This is a genomic window from Kocuria gwangalliensis, from assembly GCF_039544365.1.
Taxonomy (GTDB): domain Bacteria; phylum Actinomycetota; class Actinomycetes; order Actinomycetales; family Micrococcaceae; genus Kocuria; species Kocuria gwangalliensis.
Genome location: NZ_BAABLN010000070.1, coordinates 1 through 24414, shown reverse-complemented (window position 1 = coordinate 24414; position 24414 = coordinate 1). Strand labels below are relative to the sequence as shown.

At 66.4% G+C, this 24414-nt stretch carries 18 protein-coding genes; 4 read left to right on the top strand and 14 right to left on the bottom strand.

What is annotated here, in order from left to right; all coding sequences use genetic code 11:
* Position 1: 1 nt before the first annotated feature.
* Positions 2–685, bottom strand: a complete 684-nt coding sequence (locus tag ABEA06_RS14035) for a CDP-alcohol phosphatidyltransferase family protein (protein WP_345311906.1) — start codon at positions 683–685, stop codon at positions 2–4.
* Positions 686–782: 97 nt separating this feature from the next.
* Positions 783–1724, bottom strand: a complete 942-nt coding sequence (locus tag ABEA06_RS14030) for a cation diffusion facilitator family transporter (RefSeq protein WP_425559542.1) — start codon at positions 1722–1724, stop codon at positions 783–785.
* Positions 1725–1862: 138 nt separating this feature from the next.
* On the opposite strand from ABEA06_RS14030, the gene ABEA06_RS14025 reads away from it, so the two are divergent.
* Positions 1863–2432 (top strand): YqaA family protein, encoded by a 570-nt coding sequence (locus ABEA06_RS14025; protein WP_345311905.1) that lies wholly within the window; start codon positions 1863–1865, stop codon positions 2430–2432.
* A gap of 101 nt (positions 2433–2533) precedes the next feature.
* On the opposite strand, the gene ABEA06_RS14020 is transcribed toward ABEA06_RS14025, so the two are convergent.
* The 7 genes from ABEA06_RS14020 to ABEA06_RS13990 all read right to left on the bottom strand — a co-directional run bounded on the left by ABEA06_RS14020 (position 2534) and on the right by ABEA06_RS13990 (position 13143).
* Entirely contained in the window at positions 2534–6010 is a 3477-nt protein-coding gene (locus ABEA06_RS14020) for an MMPL family transporter (protein ID WP_345311904.1), read from the bottom strand.
* 101 nt (positions 6011–6111) lie between these two features.
* Positions 6112–6762, bottom strand: coding sequence for a TetR/AcrR family transcriptional regulator (locus ABEA06_RS14015; protein WP_345311903.1), 651 nt, complete (start codon positions 6760–6762; stop codon positions 6112–6114).
* A gap of 148 nt (positions 6763–6910) precedes the next feature.
* A complete protein-coding gene (locus ABEA06_RS14010) occupies positions 6911–8200 on the bottom strand; it encodes a D-serine ammonia-lyase (RefSeq protein ID WP_345311902.1) in 1290 nt (429 codons plus the stop codon).
* Positions 8200–9288 (bottom strand): maleylacetate reductase, encoded by a 1089-nt coding sequence (locus ABEA06_RS14005; RefSeq protein WP_345311916.1) that lies wholly within the window; start codon positions 9286–9288, stop codon positions 8200–8202. The genes ABEA06_RS14010 and ABEA06_RS14005 overlap by 1 nt, the downstream gene beginning before the upstream one ends.
* 175 nt (positions 9289–9463) lie before the next feature.
* Positions 9464–11338, bottom strand: coding sequence for a bifunctional sugar phosphate isomerase/epimerase/4-hydroxyphenylpyruvate dioxygenase family protein (locus tag ABEA06_RS14000; RefSeq protein WP_345311901.1), 1875 nt, complete (start codon positions 11336–11338; stop codon positions 9464–9466).
* Positions 11335–12240, bottom strand: coding sequence for a shikimate dehydrogenase (locus ABEA06_RS13995; RefSeq protein ID WP_345311900.1), 906 nt, complete (start codon positions 12238–12240; stop codon positions 11335–11337). Before ABEA06_RS13995 ends, ABEA06_RS14000 begins: the two co-directional genes overlap by 4 nt.
* 72 nt (positions 12241–12312) lie before the next feature.
* Positions 12313–13143 (bottom strand): IclR family transcriptional regulator, encoded by an 831-nt coding sequence (locus ABEA06_RS13990; RefSeq protein ID WP_345311899.1) that lies wholly within the window; start codon positions 13141–13143, stop codon positions 12313–12315.
* A 152-nt stretch (positions 13144–13295) separates the two neighbouring features.
* Between ABEA06_RS13990 and ABEA06_RS13985 the strand changes: the two genes are divergently transcribed.
* Entirely contained in the window at positions 13296–14717 is a 1422-nt protein-coding gene (locus tag ABEA06_RS13985; RefSeq protein ID WP_345311898.1) for an MFS transporter, read from the top strand.
* Positions 14718–14852: 135 nt separating this feature from the next.
* Here ABEA06_RS13985 and ABEA06_RS13980 read toward each other — a convergent pair whose 3' ends face one another.
* A complete protein-coding gene (locus tag ABEA06_RS13980) occupies positions 14853–16100 on the bottom strand; it encodes an MFS transporter (RefSeq protein ID WP_345311897.1) in 1248 nt (415 codons plus the stop codon).
* A gap of 319 nt (positions 16101–16419) precedes the next feature.
* On the opposite strand from ABEA06_RS13980, the gene ABEA06_RS13975 reads away from it, so the two are divergent.
* The gene (locus ABEA06_RS13975; RefSeq protein ID WP_345311896.1) at positions 16420–16824 is read left to right on the top strand and encodes an ASCH domain-containing protein; all 405 of its coding nucleotides are present in this window, start codon (positions 16420–16422) and stop codon (positions 16822–16824) included.
* 178 nt (positions 16825–17002) lie between these two features.
* Positions 17003–18613 (top strand): GMC family oxidoreductase, encoded by a 1611-nt coding sequence (locus ABEA06_RS13970; protein WP_345311895.1) that lies wholly within the window; start codon positions 17003–17005, stop codon positions 18611–18613.
* Between the two features lie 145 nt (positions 18614–18758).
* Here the strand turns inward: ABEA06_RS13970 and ABEA06_RS13965 are convergent, their stop codons facing one another.
* From ABEA06_RS13965 to ABEA06_RS13950, 4 genes are all read right to left on the bottom strand, one after another.
* The gene (locus ABEA06_RS13965; protein WP_312396978.1) at positions 18759–19844 is read right to left on the bottom strand and encodes an alkene reductase; all 1086 of its coding nucleotides are present in this window, start codon (positions 19842–19844) and stop codon (positions 18759–18761) included.
* 160 nt (positions 19845–20004) lie between these two features.
* Positions 20005–21225, bottom strand: coding sequence for a glycerate kinase family protein (locus ABEA06_RS13960; protein ID WP_345311894.1), 1221 nt, complete (start codon positions 21223–21225; stop codon positions 20005–20007).
* A gap of 38 nt (positions 21226–21263) precedes the next feature.
* Positions 21264–22826 carry an SLC13 family permease gene (locus ABEA06_RS13955; RefSeq protein ID WP_345311893.1) on the bottom strand — a complete coding sequence of 521 codons (1563 nt, stop codon included), beginning with the start codon at positions 22824–22826 and terminating at the stop codon, positions 21264–21266.
* On the bottom strand, positions 22823–24414 hold a 1592-nt coding region (locus ABEA06_RS13950; protein ID WP_345311892.1), incomplete at its 5' end, for a sensor histidine kinase. The genes ABEA06_RS13955 and ABEA06_RS13950, both read right to left, overlap by 4 nt.

The following is a 24414-nucleotide window of genomic DNA, read 5'->3' as shown; positions in this document are numbered from 1 at the left end:
CTCAACCTCGGTTCTCGAGTTCGCGGGCAATCCAACGCAGCCGTGTGGCCACCGTGAGCGCGGAGGCCACGGCAATGAGAATCATCGTCACGAACAACATCCAGCCGCGCGGCAGATTGAACAGGGGTTCGATCATGGTCGCCAGGATCCCGACCATGAGCGTCCACATGCGCTGTTGTTTGGCCATCACCCCGCCGAAGAACTGCCCCGCCCCCGCACTCACTCCCAGCGTGCGCACGTAGGCCGTCAGCACGGCGAGGCTTCCCGCGAGCCAGCCCACAGTCACGCCGCCGGCCATCGCCGACGCCGCATAGCCCGCTCCCGCAAGCAGGGCCAGGTCCGAGAGCCGGTCGGGTACTTCGTTGAACAGTTCACCGGTGGGTGTTTTCAGCCCGCCCTCCACGGCGAGCATGCCGTCGAACATGTTGCACACCAGCCGCAACGGGATGGTCACGGCGGCTCCGACGAGCAGGAGGAGCCGGGCGGCGTCGTCGAAATGTGCGGAGAGCACCAGGCACGCGCACCCCAGCAGTGCGAAGCCGACCGAGGCCAGGGAAATGTGATTGGGCTTCAGGCCCGCTCGCTGCAACGTGGCCGCGATGCCGGTGGCCCAGCCGGTGGTGCGCTGCGGAATGGGGCGGCGCAGGGGGTCCGGCGGGTTGGGGGGATTGGTGCTGGAACCCATGGGTCTCCTCAGGCGTGGACGGATCGTCTCCTGCCACCTTGGCACGTTCGAGCGTCACCCGCGCGGAGCAGGCACCCGGCCTGGGGATTTTGACGTGCTATGCGTGACGCATGTGCGGGGACTCTTTGTCCCGCAGCGCAGCGGTCTCCAGCTGGATGGTGGCGTGGTCGAAGGACACGGGGAAGTGCTCACGGACGCAGCCGAGCACCGCCTCCAGGATCTGCGGGGCGTGACCGGATTCAAAGCATCGATCCTCCACGACCACGTGAGCGGACAACACCGGCAGCCCCGTGCCGATCGTGGAGGCGTGAACGTCGTGAACGTCCCGCACGTGGTCCAAGGCCATGATGTGCTCGCGCACCTCGTCCAGGTTGACCCCCTTGGGCGTGAATTCCATGAGCACACCCATGGTTTCGCGCAGCAGGCGGAACGCCCGGGGCAGGATCAGCGCGGCAATGAACAGCCCGGCAATGGTGTCAGCGCGTTGGAACCCGGTGGTGTGAATGACGATCGCGGCAATGATCACGCCCATGGACCCGAGGGCGTCATTGAGTACTTCGAGGAAGGCGGCGCGCATGTTGAAATTCGAGTCCCGGGCGGAGGCGAGCACGGCCATTGCCGCAATGTTGGCGACCAACCCGATCATCCCGAAGATCAGCAGCTCGACGGAGGGGATGTCGCTGGGCTCGAAGAGTCGCCGGATGCCCTCGATTGCCGCATAGGTTCCCACCGCCAGGAGCAACACGGCCTGACCGAGCGCGGCTATCACCTCGATGCGCGCGAATCCCCACGTGCGGCGGCCGCTGGGCGGGCGCAACATCATGGTCGCGGCGATCACGGCCACCAGCAGACCCGAGGCATCCGCCGCGGCATGGGCGGTGTCCGTGAGCAGCGCGAGGCTCCCGGTGAGCACACTGCCCACCGCCTGCGCAATCACAATGATGGCGGTGATGCCGAACGCGATGACCAGCCGGCGCCGCATGCCACGGTCGGCCGCCCGGGGCACGTGGGAATGTCCGTGGTCGTGACCCATTCCCATGACTGAACTCCTCCAATTGACCGTTTCGGTCCTGCAGATAACGCTACGGCAGGGCAAACCCCTTCTACAGTGATCATTACGGTGCGCCGAGCCAAAGGCCAAAACGACCGACGTCACCGCGCGTCAATGGGAGGATCCATGAGCCGCTCAACCGATTGTCGAGATCATGCCGTGGCAGCGGCGTGGGGCTTTGCCGAGGCCACCGCGTTCTTCATTGTCCCGGATGTGTGGCTGTCCGCGGTGGCCATGAAGAGCCCCAAGCGCGGCCTGACATGCGTGGCTTCCGCAACGGCCGGTGCCGTGTTGGGCGGAGCACTCACCCATACGTGGGGAGCCACGACCGGTGCAGCGCGATCCGCGCGGCTTCTGACCAAGCTACCCGCCGTCTCCGCCGCCATGGTGCGCCGAGTCGAGAACGACTACGCGACCAAGGGCTACCGGGCGCTGCTCACCGGACCGCTGCGGGGTACGCCGTACAAGATCTACGCCCGCACCAATGGGCTGCTGAACCGTTCCCTGCCGCGATTCCTGCTGTGGTCCGTCCCGGCCCGGGCGCCACGGTTCATCCTGGTCACCGCCGTCATGGGTGGACTGGGCGCGCTGGGAGAAAAGCTGCTGCCGAACGCCCCGGAGTGGGTCCGGTGGAGCGCCTTTGCCGCGGGCTGGCTCGGGTTCTACACGTGGTTTTTCAAGACCGTGGGCCGCTGACGCCGGCCCAAACCATCTCATAATGACTTACGGCACGGTAACCAGTGGTTACCGTGCCGTAAGACCGCATCAAATGGCGCGCGCCGCCCGCGTGTTTCCCGCTAGCGCTCCATGATCCAGCGAGCGATGTCCGCCACGTCCTGACGGGCGGTCGAGGACCACACCATGAGCGAGTAGGTGTGGGGCGCTCCCTCGGTGACGATCGCGGTGGTGTCCACACCGGCGAGCTGCAACTCGGCCACCGTATTCATGGTGTCCGGGTACAGGATGTCGTGGTCACCCTGGGTCACCAACGTGCGCGGCAGCCGATCATAAGAACCGTACGCGGGGCTGACCAGGGGGTCGCGAACGTCCCGCTCTCCCGCCCACCAACGGCCCGATCGGCGCAGCTTCTTGACGCTGAGCATGTGGTCCTTCGCCTCGTAATCGGCGATCTCGGGGTTGGCGAGGGTCACGTCCACCCACGGCGCGATCAGCACCAGGCCGTCCAGCGGGGCTACGCCCTTGTCACGCAGGCGTTGCGCCTGAGCCAGGGCCAGGCCGCCACCGGAGGAGTCACCCATGAAGTACACGCGGGAGCCCAGCGTGCGGGCCAGTTCCAGCGTTCCGTCCACCAACGGTTCAACCTCGTCCACGGTGTGAACGGGGGCCAGCGCGTAGCTGGGCACCAGCACCGTGGCACCGGTCCGCTTGATGAGCTCGTCCAGGAAACGCCAGTGCGTGCGCACCATGGCGTTCACGTAGCCACCGCCGTGCCAGTACACGATCACCGGAGCCACCGCATCCCGGGCCCGTGACTTGGGCTCGGCCACCAGCACGGGTCGACCGGCCACCATGACCTTCCGGAAGTCCACGCGTTCATGCATGGAACGGTGCGGAGCGGCCTCGGGCTTGTCCTTGCTCAGTTCCTCCCGGGCACTGGCGTCCTCCTCGGGCATGCTCGGCAGCAACGGCAGGATTGCATCGGTCGCCTTGAGCGCAGGGTCCGCCTGACGCAGAGCCACCTCCGAACGCGCCATGGCCTTCACGGGGACCACGCCACTCGCGGAGGTCTCCGTCGCAGCGGCCGACCCGCCGTTCGAGGTGACGGCGTGGTGTGAGGTGGGTGCGGCGGCGTCGTCAGCGGAACGGGAATCCGAACCGGCCCCGGCCACGGCGGTTGCCGCACCACCCGCGACGCCCGCCGCACCGCCCGCGACACCCGCGGCACCGGTGGTTGCGGTGCGGGTCAGGGACTCGCCCTCAACGTCCACGCGGGGCAGGATCTTGTCCAGCCAGCGCGGCAGCCACCAGACCTTTTCGCCCATGATCCGCATCACGGCCGGGATCAGGAACATGCGGACCACGAACGCGTCCAACAGCACACCGATGGCCAGGCCGAAACCAATGGGTTTGATCATGGACAGGTGCGCGAAAATGAAGCCCGCGAACACGGAGATCATGATGATCGCCGCGGCCGTGACCACGGCTCGGCCCGCCTTGAATCCGTACACCACGGCCTGACGTGCCGGGTGGCCGTGGACGTAGGCCTCGCGCATGCCTGAACCCAGGAACAGCTGGTAGTCCATGGCCAGACCGAACAGGATGCCGATCATCAGGGTGGGCAGGAAGCTCAGAATGGGCCCGGGATCATGCACGCCCATCAGGGCGCCGCCCCAACCCCACTGGTAGACCGCGACCACGGCACCCAGGGAGGCCAGGACCGAGAGCAGGAAGCCCGCGGAGGCGATCACCGGAACCACGATGGAGCGGAAGACCATGAGCAGCAGAAGCAGCGAGATGATGATGACCACACCCAGGTAGAGCGGGAGCTTCTGGCCGAGCAGCTGGGAGACGTCGATGTTGGCGGCGGTGGTACCGGCCACGCCGATCTTCACGTCCTCGCTGTCCTGGAGGTCGCCGTTGAGGCCGCGCAGGTTGTTGACGAGTTCCTCGGTGGCGGCATCCGCGGGACCGGATTCCGGGATCACCTGGATCACGCCGGTGCGGAGGTCGTCAGTGGTGACCCCGGGCATCACGTTGGCCACATCATCTTGCTCGGCAATGCGCTCGGAGACGACGTTGAGCTTCTCGGTGGCCTGGTCCTCGGTCATACCCTCGGGCAGATCCACCACGGCCACGAGCGGTCCGTTCTCGCCGGCGCCGAAGTCATCGGCAATGCGCTGGTAGGCCTGGTACGACGTGCTGTCCACGGATTCGGTGGAAGCATCCGGCAGCCCCAGGCGCATGTCCTGAGCCGGCAGTGCGAGCACCACCAGAACACCCACGCTCAGCAGCGAGGTGATCCAGGGGTGGCGCAGGTGGAACGGAACGTCGTGTTCATTGATGTGCTGCTCGTCGGGCGCGGCGTTGCGCTGCTTGCGGGGCAGCGCCTTACGTCCGGCCAGGGACAGCAGTGCGGGGGTCAGGGTCAGGGTGATGAGCAGGGCGATCAGCACGGCAACGCCGGCCACGGTACCCATCAGTCCCAGGAACGGAATGCCGGTCACGTTCAGCGCAACCAGGGCGACGATCACGGTCAGTGCCGCAAAGAACACGGCGGTGCCGGAGGTACCCACGGCCATGCCGATGGATTCTTTGATCTCCATACCGCGGCGCAATTGTTGGCGGTGGCGGTTCAGGACGAACAGCGAGTAATCGATGCCCACGGCCAGACCGAGCATCACGCCCAGCATGGGCGTCACGGACATCATGTCGATCACGCCGGAGAAGGAAAGCGTCGCGGTTGTGGAAATACCCACACCGATCAGCGCCGTCAACACCGGCAGAATGGCCGGAACCAGGGCGCGCAGCATGACCAGCAGCACGATGGCGGCAATCACCACGCCCACGATTTCCGCCGGTCCCAGCAGGGACGAGATGTCCTGCGCGAGCTCCTGGGAGAAGTCCACGCCCACGCCGTCCACCGGGTGATCCGTCACGGCGTTCATGACGGCTTCCTTGGAGTCCGCGGTCACGGAGGTTTGATCCACGGTGAAGTTCACCACCGAAATGGCGGAGTTGCCGTCCGCGGAGACCACGCGGTAGTCACCCATGCGTTCCATGGCCTGCTCGCCGGCTTCCAGCTGAGCCTGCTGCTCCTGGATCTGCTGCGGGTCGATGCCCCGCTGCTGCAGGATCTGATCCGCGTTGGCGCCCGGGGGCAGATTCTCCTGCAGCTGCTGGATGGCCTGCTGGCCCTCCTCCAGTTGCTGGCGACCGTCCACGAGCTGCTGCCGCCCGCCGTCGAGTTGAGCCTGCACCTCGAACGGATTGGTGGCGCTGTCCACCTGATCAATGCCATCGATCGAGGCGACGGCGTCCGCGATGCCCTCCCGCTGCTCCTCGGTGAATTCCGAACCGTCCTCGGTGTAGAAGACCATGCGGCCCATACCCTGATTGGCCTCGGGCAGTTCGTCCTGCAGGCGGTCAGCGAGCTGCTGGGTTTCGGTGCCGGGAATGGTGATCGCGTTGGACAGTTGCACACCGGAGAATGCCACGGCACCCACGGAGATGGCCAGGACGGCGATCCACGACACAATCACCGCCCACGCGTGCCGGGCCGAGCCGATGCCCAGCCGGTAGAGAAGTCGTGCCACGAGGAGTCTCCTACTTGTTGGTCGCGATGGTCATGTTCAGGTGCATTCCGCGGGAGCGGATCCCGCCGCCGACGCCGCTCGCGCGGGCCGGTCGAGACAGGTCAGGTGGTGAAGCCGCGGCCCAAGACGCACAGGGCCTTGGACATGAGTTCGTCCCAGATACCACGGGATTGATCGTTCAGCTCCCCGCCCGTGCGAAGGAGCCACGCATCCATGCAGACGGACATGGAATTGATGATGGAGGTGGCCACCAGCTGTAATTCCAGCTGATCGTGGTCAGGCAGCCGTTCGCGGAGCACGTGCGCCAACCGCTCAGTGGCCGCGCTGGTCACCCGGAAAGTCCACAGCGCCGCGGTCGGTGATTCTTTGACCTCCGTTACCTGGAGTAACAGCGGATGCAGCGCCTCAACCGGACTGCGAGTCCGCATCGCGGCGCACAGGTCCCGATAGACGGAGCCCAACGTTTGCTCACCGCGCTCCGACGGGTCCGGAAGTTCCGCCAGAACGGCCTCGATGAGCTGCGTGACAAGCTCCGACAGGTACTCGTAGCCGGCATCTTCCGCCGATGAGAAGTGGTTGAAAATGGTCCGCCGGGAGACGCCCGCCTTGGCGGCCAGATCATCGACGGAGAACCCTTGAATACCGTGGTGGTCGGACAGCTCACCGGCAGCCATCACCATGGCGCGCCGGTTGTGCCACTTGAGGGCACCGCGCTTGTCCTTGGGGGCTTCTCCCTGGTATCCGATGTTCACGCGTCAACAATAAGCCACCTGTTGCACTCTGTGCACCTTCTGAGTCTGAGTGTGAGCCAGCAGACTCGTGAGGGTCCGCCGGTGATGCTTTCGAGAAATTAAGCCCTTTGCGCGGCTCGCATGAATGCCGGCCGCCAAGCATCACGCTTCAGACTAGATAACTTCGCTGGACCTCCGCTGGAATCATACCGCCGCCGGTCAGCCAGACGACGTGGGTGGCGTTCTTCAGTTGCCGGCCGGTGAGATTCTTGCGGTCCAGGTAGGCCGTGTCGGTGCTGATCCAGTGCGGCCCGTCCAGGCTCGCCACCGCGGAGGGCTCAGCAAGTATTCCTTCCGTGGCATACAGCGTCTTGACCTGATCCTTCAGGTGCTGATCCGTCACGGTGTAGTAACCATCGATCAGCCCCTGCATGCGCCGCCCCACGAACCCGGAGGGTTGCCCCACGGCCAAGCCGTCCGCCACGGTGTGGGTGTCCAGTCCCAGTTCCGACACGGAGATTTGATCGTGAAGTCCGGTGTAAACACCCAGCATCATGGCCGGCGCGGCGACGGGTTCCGCGAAAATGCAATGCACGGCGCCCCCGAATTCCAGTGCGAGGCCATAGGTGACTCCGCCCGGGGCACCGCCAATGCCGCACGGGAGATACACGAACAGTGGGTAGTCCGTATCCACGGTGATCCCTTGGTCCCTCAGCTGGCGCGCAACCCTCCGACCCGCCACGGCGTACCCCGCGAACAAGCTGACCGAGTGTTCGTCATCGACAAAGTGCGTGGTCGGGTCTGCCTGTGCCGCCTTTCGTCCGGCGTCCACCGCCGCTGTGTAGTCGGTACTGTGCTCCACCACGTCCACGCCTAGACCCCGGAGCAGTTCTTTCTTCCAGGCTTGGGCGTGCGTGGACATGTGCACGGTGGCCTGCAGCCCGAGGGCGGCGGCGGTGATGCCGATGGACAGCCCCAAATTTCCGGTGGACCCCACAACCACCCGATGCTGAGCCATGAGCCGACGCAAGGGTGCCGAGCCGAACGCTCGGTAGTCGGCGGGCAGCAACCCCGCCTCGACGGCCAGTGACTCGGCGTACTCCAGCACCTCGTGGACTCCCCCGCGGGCCTTGATGGAACCACTCACGGGCAGAATGTCATCACGTTTGAGCAGCAGCGTGCCCGCGGCCAGACCCAGTTCCCGTTGCATTTCCGGCGCGGCCTCCAAGGGCGACTCGATGGCCCCGCGGGCCGCCGACGTCTCCGGGAAGGCCTGAGCGATCCATGGAGCAAACCGATCGAGTCTCGCGGCGGCGTCGTCCACCATGGTGCGCGAAAGGCCGGACGCGGACAGGCCCGCCGCGGTGGTGGTCACGGCCGGGTTGAACCACGCCGACGGTTCCCCAGCGGCTAATCGCGCCAGGAGGGGGTCCTCGCGGAACCCGGAACAACCGGCCATCACGCTTGCCCCGTCGCCGCAGAAACGAGGGCCGGGTCCTGCTCGGTCAGCGCCGCCCGCAACAGCAGCGTGAGGTTCTCCTCCGTGGGCGCGGTGGGAGTGGAGTCCGGAATGGCCTTCAGTGATCGCTCCACGGCTTCCGGAATTCCGTCCTCGGTGAACCCGATGTCCGCGAGCGCCCGGGGTGCATCGATCTCGCGGTACAGCGCGTTCAGCGCTTCGGTCGCATCGCGGGAGTTGGAGCCCAGGGCATCGGCCAAGCGGGCGGAGACTTCTGGAACGGCGGGCGCATTGAACGCCAGAACGTACGGCAACACCGTGGCGTGGACCTGCGCGTGCGGGAGGTTGAACGTGCCGCCCAGCACGTGCGCGATCTTGTGATGCATTCCCGATCCGGCAGACGCGAACGACAACGCTGCGAGATAACAGCCGTACAGCGCCATTTCGCGGGCGCGCAGGTCATCGGGGTCGGCCGTGATGCCGCGCAGGGCGACGGCCAGGGCCCGGGCACCTTCGAGGGCGAACGTCCGGTTAATGGGGTCCGCCTTGGGTGCCCACAGCGAATCCACGCAATGCGCCATGCCGTTGAGTCCGGACGCGACCGACAGGGCCACCGGCAGGGAACGGGACAGGGCGGCGTCGTAAATCACCGTGACCGGCAGGACCTTGGGATCCAGGCCGGTGGTCTTGGTGCGGTTCTCGGTCAGACCCCACGTGTCGGTCGCCTCGGAGCCGGCGTAGGTCGTGGGCACGGCGATCAGCGGCAGTCCCGAGGTCAATGCGATCGCCTTGCCCAGGCCGATGGTCGAACCGCCACCCACCGTCACGAGCGCGTCGACAGCCGCGTCCGACGCCGCCGCCCTCGCCTTCTCCGCAAGTTCCACCGGTACGTGTTGGACCACCTGGTCCCACCACAGGCCCGGTTTAAGCCGCGAGGTGATATCGCGAGCCGCCTGCTCGGCGGAACCGCCCGTGATGACCATGGGGCGCGTGCTACCCAACCGCTCGAGCTCGGCCGCCAAAAACTCACCGGCTTTGTCGGAGCCGAACACCACCCGCTGAGCGGCGGTGACGTGCTCGAACACCATGGGCTGGTTGTCACCGGGCTTAGTGTCACCGGACCGCTGATCACTCACGAACATTCCGCTCTCTACGCACGAAGACTGGCCGGTTCCAGTGTGTCAGGTGCGCGGGTTCGACCCCAGAGCCATTTCATGAGGACTTACTGCAGAGTACGGCTGGCTACCATGCAGTAAACCCTGATCAGATGGCGCCGGCCGTTTCCTCCCACGTCCGATACTGCGCCGCCAGCCGCACGGGGGCGTTGGGGGCGCCGAATCCGCGGTAGTCGCCCCGGCGTTCCACGACTTCCACGAACACCTCGCCGAGGGTCGCCGTGTAGAAGTGCAGGAACTCCCCGCGCTCATCGCGGTCGTAGAGCAAACCGTGCTCCCGCAGTTCGGCGACCGCGTCCGGGGCCAGGTCGAAGCGGGCCACGAGGTCCTCGTAATAGTTCTCGGGCACCGGTAGGAAGGTGAGGCCGCGGCGTCGGGCGCGGCGAGCCACGGCCACAATGTCCGAGCAGGCCAGCGCCACGTGCTCGGGGTAGGCCGCACCCGTGTAGGCGCCCTGTTCCGCGGCGGTGGGGGCCACGTTGAGGGGGATCCGCACGGTTTCGTCCGCGGAGCGCATGACCTGCGAGCGCACCAGCCCGGACGGCCCGGCGACCTCTTGCGCCGGCTGCGCGTGCAGGTCGAGCAGGGAGGTGAGGAACAGGACGGCCTCGTCGTAGTGCTGCCACGGCTGGGCGAGGTTCACGTGGTCCACGCCGGTGATCAGGGAGTCCGACGCCGCCTCGGCCGGGTCCGCGCCGAACTCCTCCAACCACGGGGGCACCCCGCGGTCCCCGTGGGGACCGAAGAAGATCTCGGTCGCATCCGGGGCGAGCACCCCGTGCAGCACGGTTTCGTCCGGCTGCTGGGTGCGCGAGACCACCGGGGCGAGCAAGCGGGAGGCGCGGTGGGCGGCGTCGTCGGGGCTGTCGACCTGGAACCCCAGGGCAGCCAGGCGGGTGGGCTGCTCGAGCGGGGCCTGCAGGTCCTCGCCGATGACCACGCGAACCGGGCCCTGGGTCCACGCCTGGACGGTGTCCTTGCTGCGGTGGTGACCGGCCAGCTCGAACCCCAACTGATGCAGCAGGCGCGTGGTCTGCCCGAGTTTGGAAGTGCGCAACTCCACGAAATCCCATGCCCGCGGCGGCTGGGGATCCGGCAGATCGCTCAGCACGAGCGGCTCACGCGCGGGGTCCTCTCCCGCCGCGCGCACGGCATCCGCGGTCTGGTCCTCAAGCCACCGCAGCGAGCGCAACCCGTCCACGGCGGTGCGGTAGACGTCCGCCTGGCGGAAGGCATCGTTGAAGATCTCCAGCGAGACCGGGCCCGCGTACCCACATTCATGCAGGCGAGCCAGCACGTCCACCAGATCGAAGTCCCCCTCGCCCGGGAACACGCGGTGGTGTCGCGACCACGAGAGAATGTCCTGCTTGAGCAAGGGCGCGTCCGCGAGCTGCACGAAGAACAGTTTGGCCGGATCCAACAGCTCCACGCCGTCCACGGTGTCACCGCGGGAGAGGATGTGGAAGCTGTCCAGGCACGTGCCCACGGCGGGGTGATCGGCCAGCTCCACGATGCGGTGTGCGCGGCGCCAGTCGTTGACGTTCTTGCCCCAGGCCAAGGCCTCGTAGGCGAGCTTGATGTCGTATTCGGCGGCCAGCTCACCGGCCTGGCGCAACTGATCCGCAATGGCCCGATCATCATCCAGGGCGGCCGTGGCCACATTGGAGCACATCAGCAGCACGGGCGTGCCCAGGCATCGCATCAGGTCGAACTTGGCGCGCAATCGGCGCAGCGAATCGGGGAACACCTCCGGGGCGACCTCCACGCCGTCGCGGAACGGCTGGTACATGTCCAGCGAAAGACCGAGTTCGGCGGCCATCTCACGCAGTTGCTCGGGTGAGGACGGTGAAACCACCAGGTCCTGTTCGAACACCTCGATCCCGTGGAATCCGGCGAGCGCGGCGGCCTGCATTTTCTCTTCGAGCGTCCCGGACAGGCACACGGTAGCGATACTGGTTCTCATTGGGCCGCTCCCAGCTCCTGGGCCGCGGAGACCGGCCCCTGACCGGTCAGCGACAGGAAATGATCACGCATCCGCTGCCGGTCCGGGTCCAGCTCGGTGAACAGCCTGAAGGCATCGACCGCCTGCCCGACCGCCATGTGGCCGCCGTCCAGCACGTGGCATCCCAAGGCCTTGGCCGCGGTCACGAGTTCCGTGGCCAACGGCAGGTACACCACGTCCGCGACCCACTGTCGCGCGCTGAGCAGGGCGGTGTCGAACGGCGTTCCGGGGTGGTGATGCATTCCCACGGGGGTCGCATTGACCACACCGCTCGCGCCCTCCACGAGCTCGGGCGCCTGGTCCGGTTCCACAGCCGCCACGACGGCGCCCGGGTACCGCCCGGCCAGGGCGGCGGCGCGCTGGGCAGCGCGAGCGACGTCGACATCCACCAGATCCAAGCGCTGGGCGCCCACGGCGAGCAGCGCCTCAGCGACCGCCGAACCCGCGCCGCCCGAGCCGAACTGAACCAAGCGCTCCAGGTCGGCGCCGGGCAGGCCCGCGCGGAACCCGTCCGTGAAACCGGAGCAGTCGGTGTTGTAGCCAATGAACTTGTCGCCCCTGATCAGCACCGTATTGACGGCTCCGATCGCGGCGGCCTGGGGATCCACCTCGTCCAGATGGTCCATGACGATTTGTTTGCAGGGGTGGGTGATGTTGAACCCGTTGAACCCCAGATCCCGGCCGGCGCGCAGGAGCTCGCCGACGTCCGTTCCGGGGCGATGGATCTCCGCGAGGTCCACGGGGCGGTAGAGATAGCGCACGCCGTGGTGGTCGCCCTCGCGCTCGTGCATGGGTGGGGTGAGGCTTTCGGTGATGCCGTCACCGATCAAACCGATCAGGAAGGACTCATTGAGAGTGGACATGCGGTTCCTTTCGGGGAATCCGGGGAGTTTCTGTGCCTGGATACGTTGACGTGCCTACGAACGGCGCGGTGGCTAGGGACGCTGCGGGAGTTGCGAGGCCAGCTGGGCGGCGGCGTCGTTGAGGAGCGGAATGTGCCGTTCGAGACCGGCCAGGTCGCAGCGGTAGACGGGTGCGGCGAGCGCGAGCGCTGCCACGAGAGGCCCGCCCGGGGTCATGACGGGGACGGCCACGGCGCACATGCCCTCATCGTGCTCCTGGTCCTGGCAGGCCCATCCGCGTTGGCGGGTTTCTTCGAGGATCCTTCGGAGGCCGTCACGATCGGTGCGGGAACGATCCGTGCGCGGGACGAGGTCAATGGTGGCGACCAACTCATCGCGTGTGTCCTGCGGGCTGAAGGCGAGCAACGCCCTGCCCAGCGATGAGGTGTGCAACGCGCCCCGGTCCCCGGGGTCGGTCGTGATGCGGTGGTTGGGCCCGTCCACGGTGTGCACGGTGAGGAAGCGGTCCCCGTCCAGCACGGCGAGCAGGGAACTTTCGCCGGTGGCCTCCGTGAGCCGGCGCAGCACGGGAAGTGCGGTGCCGGAGTACCCCCTGGCCGTGGCGACCTTCTGGCCCATGTGAAAAACAAGCAGACCCAGGCGGTACTGCTTGGTGGCGGTGTCGTACTCGGCGAACCCGGAATCGACCAGCGTGGTGAGCAGGCGATAGCACGTACTGAAGGCGTAGCCGGACTCGGCGACGATCTGCCCCGCGGTGGCCCCGTGGGGGTAGTTGGCCAGCAGTTCCAGGAGCGTGAGCCCTTTGCGCACGGTGCCGGAGCGGTCGCCCGCACGCGCCGTGGCCGGGGCGCTTACCTCGTCCGCCGTGCCCGCCGCCGAGGCGGTGGTCTTGGTGGGGCTCATGACGTGCTCCTGATTTTTTCGGTCGGGTACTTGACGAACAGTGTGACCCACTTCATGCTGGTGTTTCAAGTAGTTGAAAACTATTTCCAATATACGGCAATCACCGCAGCGGGGACATTTGATCCCACGCCTTCCGTGAAAGATGTCTTCTCATGAGCACCACCCACCACGCAGGCTCACCGGGGCCCACGAATCGGGCAGCAACCGCCGCCAAGACGCCCAAGAAAGCAGCGCTCGCCAGCTGGATCGGCTCGGCTCTGGAGTACTACGACTTTGCCGTGTACGGCACCGCCGCCGCACTGGTGCTGAACCACATCTTCTTCCCGAAGGATGCCTCCCCGGGCGTGGCCATCCTCTTGGCCATGGGTACCGTGGGCGTTGCCTACGTGGTTCGCCCGTTGGGTGCGCTCATCATGGGTCCCCTCGGTGACAAGTACGGGCGCAAGTTCGTGCTCATGCTGACCCTGTTCATGATGGGCGGCGCCACGTTCGCGGTGGGTTGCTTGCCCACCTACGATCAGGCGGGCCTTCTGGCTCCGGCGCTGCTGGTGTTGTGCCGCGTGATCCAGGGCCTCTCCGCTTCCGGTGAGCAGGCGAGCGCCATTTCGGTCTCGCTGGAACACTCCGATGACCGTCACCGCGCCTTCACCACCAGCTGGACCCTGCAGGGCACCCAGTTCGGCACGTTGTTGGCGACCGCGGTGTTCATCCCCTTCACCCTGGTCCTCTCCGAAGAACAGCTGTTCAGCTGGGGCTGGCGCGTTCCGTTCTGGGCTTCCGCCGTGGTGGTCTTCGTGGCGTACATGATCCGCCGTCACCTGGAGGAGCCGCCGGCCTTCGAGGAAGTCCAGGCCGAGGGTGGCGAGGTCAAGCGCACCGCCCCCCTGAGCACTTTGCTGAAGTACCACAAGGCCGCCGTGATCCGCATTGCCGCTGCCGCCATGGTCAACACCATCAACGTGGTGTTCCTGGTCTGGTCGCTGTCCTTCGCAACCTCCATCGTGGGTCTGGAACGTTCCACCATGCTGTGGGTCTCGGTGGTCGCGAACTTCGTGGCACTGTTCACCATTCCGGCCTGGGCCCTGCTGGCGGACAAGATCGGCCGCAAGCCCGTGTTCATCGTGGGTGTGCTGGGTGCCGTGGGCTTCATGTTCCCGTACCTGTCCGCGGTGTCAGCGGGTAACTGGACGCTGATCTTCCTGCTGGGCGTGCTGCTGTCCGGTTGCTTCTACTCGATGGCCAATGGCATCTGGCCCTCGTTCTACGCGGAAATGTTCCCGACCCGCGTCCGGGTGACCGGCCTGGCTCTGGGCACGCAGATCGGCTTCGCGATCTCCGGTGGCATCACGCCGTTCCTGGCCACTTCCGTGGCCGGCGCCGACGGTTCCTCCTGGATCAACGTGGCGCTGGTGGTTGCCGCAGCGGGTCTGATCTCGGTGGTCGCCGCTCTGACCGCCAAGGAGACCAAGGACCGCTCCCTGGACGAGATAAACGACCTGCACACCACGCGCACCGAGGCATTGGAACTGGTTTCCCTGGACCGCAAGGAAGCCGCGAAGACGGGACGTCGCTGAGACCGGCCCGCTCCGGTGGCCCTGGCCGGCATCGGCAAGCTCAGCGCCATGTCGTGAGGGTTTACTGCACGGTAGCCCGGGTTACCTTGCAGTAAGGCCGGACCAGATGGAAGCGACCCGGCCCGGGCGGCGTCGTCATTCCTGATGGGTGGCGGGCCGCCCGGGCTTGGTCAGGTGCAGGGTGACGGAGGCGAACATGCCGACCACGGCAGCAGCCATCGTGAGCATGAACCCGCGCTCGGGCTGGACGGACAGGACACCGCCCAGCGCGGCACCTAGTGAGACGCCCAGGACCAGGCACGTGGTGAGCATGGTCATCACCGAGGCAATGCGGTGCGACGGCGCGATCCGCTCGCCGCGGCCGAACGAGCTGACCAGCATGGCGCCCACGCCCACGCCCACGATCACGAACAGGCCCGCCATCACCGGGGCGCTCGGCAGGGAGAACAGGCCCACGCAGGCCACAGCGATGAACGACGCGCCGATCGCCACCCGCAAGGACAAGGGGAAGCGTTCGGGAAGGCGAGAGACCAGAATACTTGCGACCGCGCTGCCCGCACCCATGAAGCCGTAAATGACACCGGTGTAAGCTTCCGTGCCGCGCAACACGTTGACGGCGGTCAGCGCGGTCTGGGTCGAGCCGAACACGGTACCCACGCACAGGCACACCAGCATGGGCGGTAGCGCCTTGGCGATCGAAATCTTGCCGATGCCACCCGCCGCAGCGTCCTCGACCGTGGCCGCGCCGTGCTCGGTGCGGTGGCGCGCCAGGTACATGATGAACGCGCCCTGGCCCACGATCACCCACGCCATGATGGTGAGCAGAGCGGGGTTGGGACCGAGTAATCCGACGAGCAGACCGGCAATCACGGGACCCAGGATGAAGCTGGTTTCGTCGCAGGCAGTTTCGTAGCCCAGCGCGCGGGTGATCAGTCGCGGTTGCCGACGACGCCGCGCCAAGCCCGACCAGTGCGCCCTCGCGATCGCGCCCACTTGCGGGTTCGCGGAACCGACCAGGGCAGCGCACACGAGGATGAGGGGGGTGGGCCCGTCATTGACGACCGTCAGGAGCAGGGCCGTGAGGCTCAGCAACTGGATGAGCGTTGCGCTGACAACCACGGGCAGCGGACCGAAATGGTCGACGAGCCTGCCGACCAACGGGGCGCCAACTGCTGAACCAAGTCCCACGGCTGCGACCGTGATGCCGGCCAGACCAAGACTCAGTCCAGCGCCGCTGACGTACAGCAGCAGCCCGAGTTGCAGCGTGGCCGCAGGCAGGCGGCCGATGAAGGCTGTGATCAGGAACGGCCAGCCACCTGCGGCAACGAGCGAATCCTGTGCTGAGAGTGGCGTCTGCGCCTGCGGGGCGGTCGAGCTGGGCAAAAGGATCCTCCGGGTACATCAAACCACCGCACACCCGACCACACGTGCGGACCGATCCCTCTAAGTTCGTCTCAAATGGTACTCGCGAATCGGTCATCCGGTGCGGGCGGGGGTTTGGTCACGGGCGGGGTTGGCCTCCGGGACGGGCGCTTGGGAGTTCGCGCACCTGGTGGTTCGTTTAAGCCCCCGGATGCGCCTCAGGTATCACTGGAGCCTTTCCCGCGGAGCCGGAGGGTTCTAAAGGCACCTGAGATGTTAGCTGCGGCTCTCACGACGCACCATGCGTGGCACCGGCGATCCGTCACGCCATACTTGGGGCATGGAACAGGGTTTGAGGTCCGCCGAGTTCGGTCCGCCGGGACCCCTGCGCGACCGGCTGGTGGCGCTGATCCTTAGCGGGCGGAAGACGGCAACGAGCTCGCTGGTCTCGGACTATGAACTCGAGGGTGAACCGCTACCCGAGCCAGGTGAATTGGAGCTACTGCTGGATTCCAATGACCGCGGCGTCGCTGTCCTGGAGACCCTGGCGGTGGCAGTTGTTCCACTGGTCGACGTGCCCTGGTTCCACGTAGTGGCCGAAGGTGAGGGTCACGCCACGCTGGCCGAATGGCGGCGGGACCACGAAGAGTTCTGGGCCGTCAACTCCCCCGCAGGGCAGCTTGATGGCAGCCCTGCGGTGGTGATGCAGGAGTTCCGTGTCGTGGAGCGTTTGGAGGCTGAGTAGAGCCCACGTCCACACATCAGGGGCCGTTAGAACCCTCCCCACCGGGGAAAGAGGTTCCACCGACCCCTCAGGTGTCAGGAGCGGTTCGCGTGGCCTGCAGTGGTAGCTCTGCACGGATCACCAACACTCATGCGCCCTCCACCGAGACGCAGATCATATTTGGGCGCATAGTGTCCTCATGGCACACACGAATTCGAACACCTCCGACCAGCACACCGTGGTGATTGGCGCAGGCACGGCAGGATCCATTGTCGCGGGGCGGTTGGCCGCGGCCGGTCACAACGTGACTCTTTTGGAGGCCGGCGGACAGGACACCAACCCCGCCATTGCCGAACTCCCCCGCCTGGGCGAGCTGTGGCACAGCGCCGAGGACTGGGACTACTTCACCGTTGCGCAAGAACACGCCTCCGGCCGGGTCATCCACTGGCCGCGGGGCCGGGTCCTGGGCGGTTCACACGCTTTGAACGCGTCCATCTGGGTTCGCGGCAACCCGCTCGACTACGACGATTGGGCTGCGGCGGGCTGCGAGGGGTGGTCGTGGAGCGACGTCGGCCCCGTTTTCGAGGCCTTGGAAAATTACGACGGCGCCGCGTCACCCGAAAATCGCAACCCGCGGGGCGAGGACGGCCCGATTCCCGTGGTGGGTGACTACGAACGCAGCCCGATCTTCGAGTCGATCATTGCCGCGGCGGAGGCCGTGGGCGTGGAGTTCAATCCCGATTACAACGGGGACCGGCAGGAGGGGGTTTCCTACGAGCAGCTCACCATTCGACATGGAAAACGCTGCACCACGTACACGTCGTACGTGAAGCCGCTGGTCGGGAGCGGACGGATCACGGTTCGCACGGGCGCAATCGTGGAGAAATTACTGATCGAGGATGGCGAGGTGGTGGGTGTGGAGCTGCACGCCGGGGACAACCGCGAGGTCGAGGGTGTGGAATCGGATGACCCCGCGGCCACAGCAGACGGATCCGGCGAGGTGATCCGTGCCGATCAGGTCATCCTGTGCGCCGGCGCCCTGGACAGCCCCAAGATTCTGCTGCGCTCGGGCATCGGCCCGGCCGGCCACCTGCGGGATGTGGGTATCGAACCGGTCGTGGACCTCCCGGGCGTGGGTGAGAACCTGCATGATCATTTGCTGCTGCCCGTGATTGCGGAAGCTACCACCCGGACCATTGATCACCAGGTCGATGAGCAATCCGTGTCGCAGACACACCTGTTCTGGCGCTCGGATTCAGAGCAGGATCGGCCGGACACCCAACCCATCCACTTCTGCGTGCCCATGTACGACGACGACATGACCGGACCCGCCAATGCCTTCACACTGCACAGCGGGCTGGTCCGGCCGTACTCGCGCGGAACCATCCGCCTGACGGGACCCAGCAGCACGGATCCCGCCGAGTACGATCCGCAAATTTTCGCGGATCCGCGGGACCGGGAATCACTGCGAGCCTCGTTCCGCCAGGCCAGGGACATGGTCAAGGCCGCGCCCTTGGCCGAGGGCTGGGGAGCTCGAGAGATTTGCCCCGAGTCCGATCTCGCCACCGAGGATGAAGAAAACGCCTACATGGACCGGGCAGTGACGACCTACCACCACCAAGTTGGCACCTGCAAAATGGGCACCGACCCGATGGCGGTCGTGGATCCGGCAACCCTCAAGGTGTACGGGGTGGAGGGCCTTCGTGTGGTCGACGCCTCGATCATGCCGGCCGTGACCACGGGAAACACCAACGCACCCTCCGCCATGATCGGCGAGAAGGGTGCGCGGATGCTGCTGGGTGAGGAGTAGGCCGCACCTCATGCCGCGTTAGAACCCCCGAACACACATCAGGGGCCGGTGGAACCCCTCCCACCTGGGAAAAGGGTTCCACCGGCCCCTGAGATGTAGGCAACCGCTCCAACGGCCCACCGCGTGCGCCTGCAGAAACCAGAGCCTACTGCACCGCCACCTTCGCGAACGGGTAGTCGGTATAACCCCGGTGGTCACCGCCGTAGAAGGTCTTGCTGTTCGGCTCGTTCAGCTCCAAGCCCTCGCGCCAGCGCTCCACGAGATCCGGGTTGGCGATCAACGCGCGACCCACCACCACGGCGTCGGCGATGTTGTCCTGCACGATGTGCTCGGACTCTTCCAGGTCCGTGTGCTCGCTGAACCCGCTGTTGAGCATGAACGGACCGCCGAAACGGGTGCGCAGATCCTGCACGAACGAGCTGTCGATGTCCTTGTACAACATGGACAGATACGCCAGACCCAGGTCCTGGATGCCGTCGACCAGGGCTTCGTACGTGGCCACGGCGTCAGCGTGATCGGCCTCGACCGCACCCTGCACGTTGTGCTGCGGGGAGATCCGGATGCCCACGCGATCGGCACCGATTTCCTCGACCACCGCGCGCGTCACCTCGATCACGAAGCGCGCACGGTTCTCCGGGGAGCCACCGTACTCATCGGTGCGCTGGTTGGATGCCGGGGTCAGGAACTGCTGCAACAGGTAGCCGTTGGCGCTGTGCAGTTCCACACCATCGACACCGGCGTCCACGGCGCGGCGGGCGGCGGCCACGAACTCATCGCGCACGCGCGACAGGTCCTCGAGTTCCAGGGCACGCGGCTCCGGAGTATCGACCTTACCACCCGGGACGTGAATCGGCTCACCCGACGCGATGGCACTGGGAGCTTCACCCTGCTGCCCGCCGGTCAACGCGGGGTGGACCAGACGTCCGGCATGCATGATTTGAATGAAGAACAGGCCACCGCGCTTGTGCACAGCCTCGGCCACGCGACCCCAGCCGGCAGCCTGCTCATCCGTGGCCAGGCCCGGCTCGTTCATGTAACCGCGGCTCACCAGCGTGGGGAACGTGCCCTCGGAAACGACCAGGCCGGCCGATGCACGCTGGGCGTAGTACTCCACCATGATGTCCGTGGGCACGCCGTCCGCATCTGCCCGCATGCGGGTAAGCGGGGCCATCACCACGCGGTTATTCAGTTCGTACTTGCCCACCGTCAGCGGGTCGAAAAGAGTAGTCATCTGCGTCCTTCCACAATCCTCACCGGGGCGAGGCACAATGCCTGCCCGGATACTTTCCGAAGACAACAACACAATGAGAGCCCGCAACATTCCGACGCCGCTGATCGTGTTGTACATCGCGTGGGCGGCCATCACGTACTGTGCGATGTCACAGCACCCACTACCGATCCCGCCCTATCCGTGCCGCCGCGATATTCGCGCCCAGAATCAAGGTGCGCATGAGCCGTTCGGTGGCCTCGATCAGCAGCCGCTCGCCGTCCACCACGGCATCCTGCAGAGACATCGGTACCGGCACAATCGATGCAATTGCATCAATGCCGATGTCGTAGACGTCCCGAGACCCCTTACCCAACGTTCCGGCCAGGCCGATGACGGGCACACCGTGCAGCGTGGCACGGCGTGCAATCTCCGCGGGCACCTTGCCCTTGGGTGTCTGGAAATCGATGGCGCCCTCGGCGGTGATGACCAAATCGGCCGTGCTGAGCAGGTCGTCCAGGTCGATACCGGCCAGCCCGGAATCCAACAGTGCCTGGAACCGTGGCATCAAGGTGGCACCCAGCGCGGCCATCCCCGCGCCCAGACCTCCGGACGCACCGGTGCCCACACCGTGCGCGAAGTTCGTGCCGCGCGCGGACTCCACACAGTCGCGGCCGAGCACGGCGGCCCAGTTGTCGAACCCGTCCGACAGCTGCTCGACCTGTTCGGGGGTCGCGCCCTTCTGCGGTCCGAACACGCGAGCCACGCCCTTGGGGCCGGTCAGCACGTTGTGCGGGTTCAGCGCCAAAGTGATGTGGGCAGAACCGTCCTTGAGCGCCGGGTGCAGGTTGGTCATGTCCAGATGATCGACCGTGGTGAGGTGGGAACCGCCGTCCGGAACCTCGTTGCCCTCCGCGTCCAGTACACCCACACCCAAGGCCCTGAGCGCCCCCGAGCCGCCGTCGCTGGTCCCGGAGTCGCCGCAGCCCACGAGGATCCGCCGCAGACCCGCGTCGAGTGCCGCGGCAATTAGTTCGCCGACGCCGCGCGTGGTCGTTGCCCCCGGGTCGCGCTGGTCCTGGGGTACCAGTCGCAGACCCGCTGCGGCCGCCATCTCGACCACGGCGGTGCCCTTGGCAGAGCCACCGAGGACCGCGTAATGGGAGTCCACGGGCTGACCTACGGGACCGGTCACGGTCATCGGAATCAGGTGGCCCGCGGTGGCGGTGGCCAGCGTCTCTGCGGTGCCCTCGCCGCCGTCGGCAATGGGAACGGCGCGGATGATGGCACCGGGCACGGCACGGCGCACGCCGGCCTGGATCGCGACGGCCACGGCATTGGAGTCCAGGGATTCCTTGAAGCCGGAGGGGGCCACCAAGATGTTCTGCGGGAAATGGGAAACCATGATGAAGTCGCTTTCTGTGGCGGGTGAACGAACAGGACTCAGAGGAACAGCGGCATGCCCATGAGGGGCCAAATGACGAAGGCGAACAACAGGACCATGCCCGCCATCAGCGGTGCGAGGAATGCGCTGAGCTTCAGCAGGTCCTTGGGTTGGTACGCCTCGATGCCCTCGACGTCCGAGAAGAGGGTCACGGGCTTGGCGGAGCTGGTGAGCGTGTGGCAGAAACCGGCAGCCGCCGTGGAGGCGAAGGCCGCGGCCATGGGATCCACGCCCACACCCGGAGCCAGGGACACCACGATGGGGATCAGCACCGCAGAACGCGCCGAGCGCGACTGGATGACCAGGTGCGCGGCCGTGGACATCATCACGATCACCACCACGAACACCACGCCCGCCGCGGCGCCGGCACCGGAGACCGGTCCGAGCACACGGTGCGCCAGCCAATCCGCAGCGCCGGACTCCACCAGGGCGGTGCCCAGTGTGAGGGTCGCGGCCATGAACAGGAGCATGGACCACGGCACGGTTTTCAATGCTTTACCCATGCTGACCAGCCCGTATCCGGGGCTCGTGGCCAACAGGGCACCCAACAGAGCAACCACTGCGGGGTGCAGACCGTGCAGGGATTCCGTGCACCACAACACCACCACGGCCATCGTGAGCAGCGCCGCGCGGGATTGACCCACCGTGAGCGGACCCCTGAGAAGCATGGTGGTGTGTTCCTGGAGCTTCTCGACGCTGACGTCCAGCGTCTGCGACCGGCTCTCCTTGTCCAGGAACAACCACATGATCAGTTCGGCGCACGCGTAGGAGGAGATCACCGCGAGCGGCAGACCGTAAATCAGCCACGTGGTGAACGAGAAACCCTCGTGCCCGGCGGTCTGCAGGATCTGGCTGGTGATGATGTGCGCACCGGCACCCAAATAGGACGCGACCGCGGACAGCAGGATCACCGACGGGAACAACAGGGACAGCGCCAACACGAGCCGCTTGCGATCGTGCAGTGCCTGCGCGAGCGCCATGAAAATGGGCAGCGCGAGGGCGGCACGCCCGGACGTGGACGGGATCGCGAACGCCGTGGCCACCAGAACCCCGGTCACCAGGTACACGAGCTGCCGCACCCCGGTCGCGCCGGTCACGATGTACACGGCCGCCCTGGTGGACAGCCCCGTGGCGGTCACACCCGCTGCGATCACGAACGCGGCAAGCAGCAGCCATACGGTGTCCTCACCCAGTGACGAGAACAATTGACTGTCGGAGAGCATTCCGGTGAGGACCAGCACGATTGCCGCCCCCAGGGCCACGTACGTGTCGCCAATGGAGGAGAAGATCCACAGCCAGATTGCAATCGCGAACACGGCCAAGGTGAGGGCGCCCTGGGCCGGTAACCGTGCGGCGTCGTCGGCCGGGCCGAAGGCCTCGACGGCGCACCAGGCCACGAATGCCAGCAACAGGACCGCGCCAATGATCGCCGGGACATTGTCCTTGGCCCAGGTCAGAGGGGTATCCCTGGGTGCGAGCGCGGGCGGGCGCGGGGCAGTGGTGGCGTAGCGAACCGGGGCCTGCTGGTCGGGTTCGGGCGACGGCGAGGCTGCGGAATTCATCGTTCCTCCCGCATGGATTCGTGAACCTCTCCGGCGAGCTGCTCGACTTCCCCGTCCGTGCGGGGCGCCGGGGCAGCCACGGGAATGTCCATCCCGAACCGGGTCCCGGACGGACCACCGGACTCGACCCACGCGCTGCCGTTGTGGGCGTCCGCAACGGCCCGCACCACGGCCAGACCCAGGCCCATGCCGGATTCGTCCTCGCCCTGGGCCTCCGTGCGATACATCTCGAACAGCGCCTCGGCCTGCTCCTGGTTGAGGGGGATGCCGTGATTGGTGACCCACATTCTCAGGGTTTTGCCCTGATCGGTCAGGGTCGACCCCACGCGAATGGAATCCTGCGGCTCGGTGTGGTCCACCGCGTTGCGCACCACCTGATGCATGGCGTCCGCGATGCGCGCCGGATCCACCCAGGCTTCACCGTTGGCTGTTGACTCCAGGTTCCACTGCCGGCCGGGGTTGTTCTCGGCGGCGTCCGCGTAGATCTCCACCGTCAGCTGCTTGAGGCTCACGCGGTGCGGTTGCACGAAGTCGGGTTTATCGCTCTGGGCGAGCAGATCCAGGTCCACCAGGGTGCGGCGCATGGACCGGATCTGACGGTTGGCCTGTTGGGCCGCACGACGCCGCTCGGCGGGGTTCTCGTCCGCCGTCGCCAGGGTCTCGATGGCCTGCGCCGTGCGGGACAGCGGTCCCCGCAAGTGGTGTTGGGCTTCCAGCACAAAGTGCTGCTGTGAACCGTAGGCGCGTTCCACGCGATCCAACATGTTGTTGAGGGTGTGCGCCAGCTGGGAGAGGTCGTCCCGGCCGTGCACCGGGATCCGCGTGGACAGGTCCTGGGCCGTGACGGAATCGGCCACCTCACGCATGGTGCGGATGGGCTGCAAAATCCGACCCGCCGCGAGCCACCCGATACCGGCCGTCAACAGCAGCCCCGCCATGGCGATACCGACGAGCACCACGACCTGACGGTTCACCGCCTCACGCGCTTCCTGGGTGAAATGCACGACGATCAAAGTGCCCTGCTCGTCGCTGCCCGGGGCGCCGGCGGACATCTTGCCCCAGCGCATTTCGCCGTGCTCGCCGTCCGTGACACCGGAGTTCTCGGAGGACTGCACCAGCTCGTTCAGGCGCGCACGGTCACTGGCGAGCAACTCCCCCGGGTCGTCGCGGGCGTTGTCCGTGTACATGACCTGGTCCCCCACCACGGCGATGATGGCCTCGCCGGTGGCCGGTGTCTGCCGGGACAGGTACCGCTGCATGAACGGTTCCAGGGACGTGAACGGCTCGGCCGTGGTGGGGTCAACACCTTCTTGGGCGAAGACCCGGAACTCGTCGAACTCCTGGGCGATCGCAGCATTGGCGGATTCCGAGACCTGGCCCATGAGGAATGACCGCATGGTGACGGTGACCGCAAGCAGCGCCAAGAGCGTGGTCAACACGATCCAGCCCACGATGCGCCACCGCGCCGAGACCCGGGTCATTTCCATGGCGGAGTTCTGCGGTGTCTTAGCCTCGATCCACCGACGCGGGTTCAGGCCGGAGTGTGATTCCAGAAGCACCGGGTGAATTGATTTTGGGCGTGAGGAAG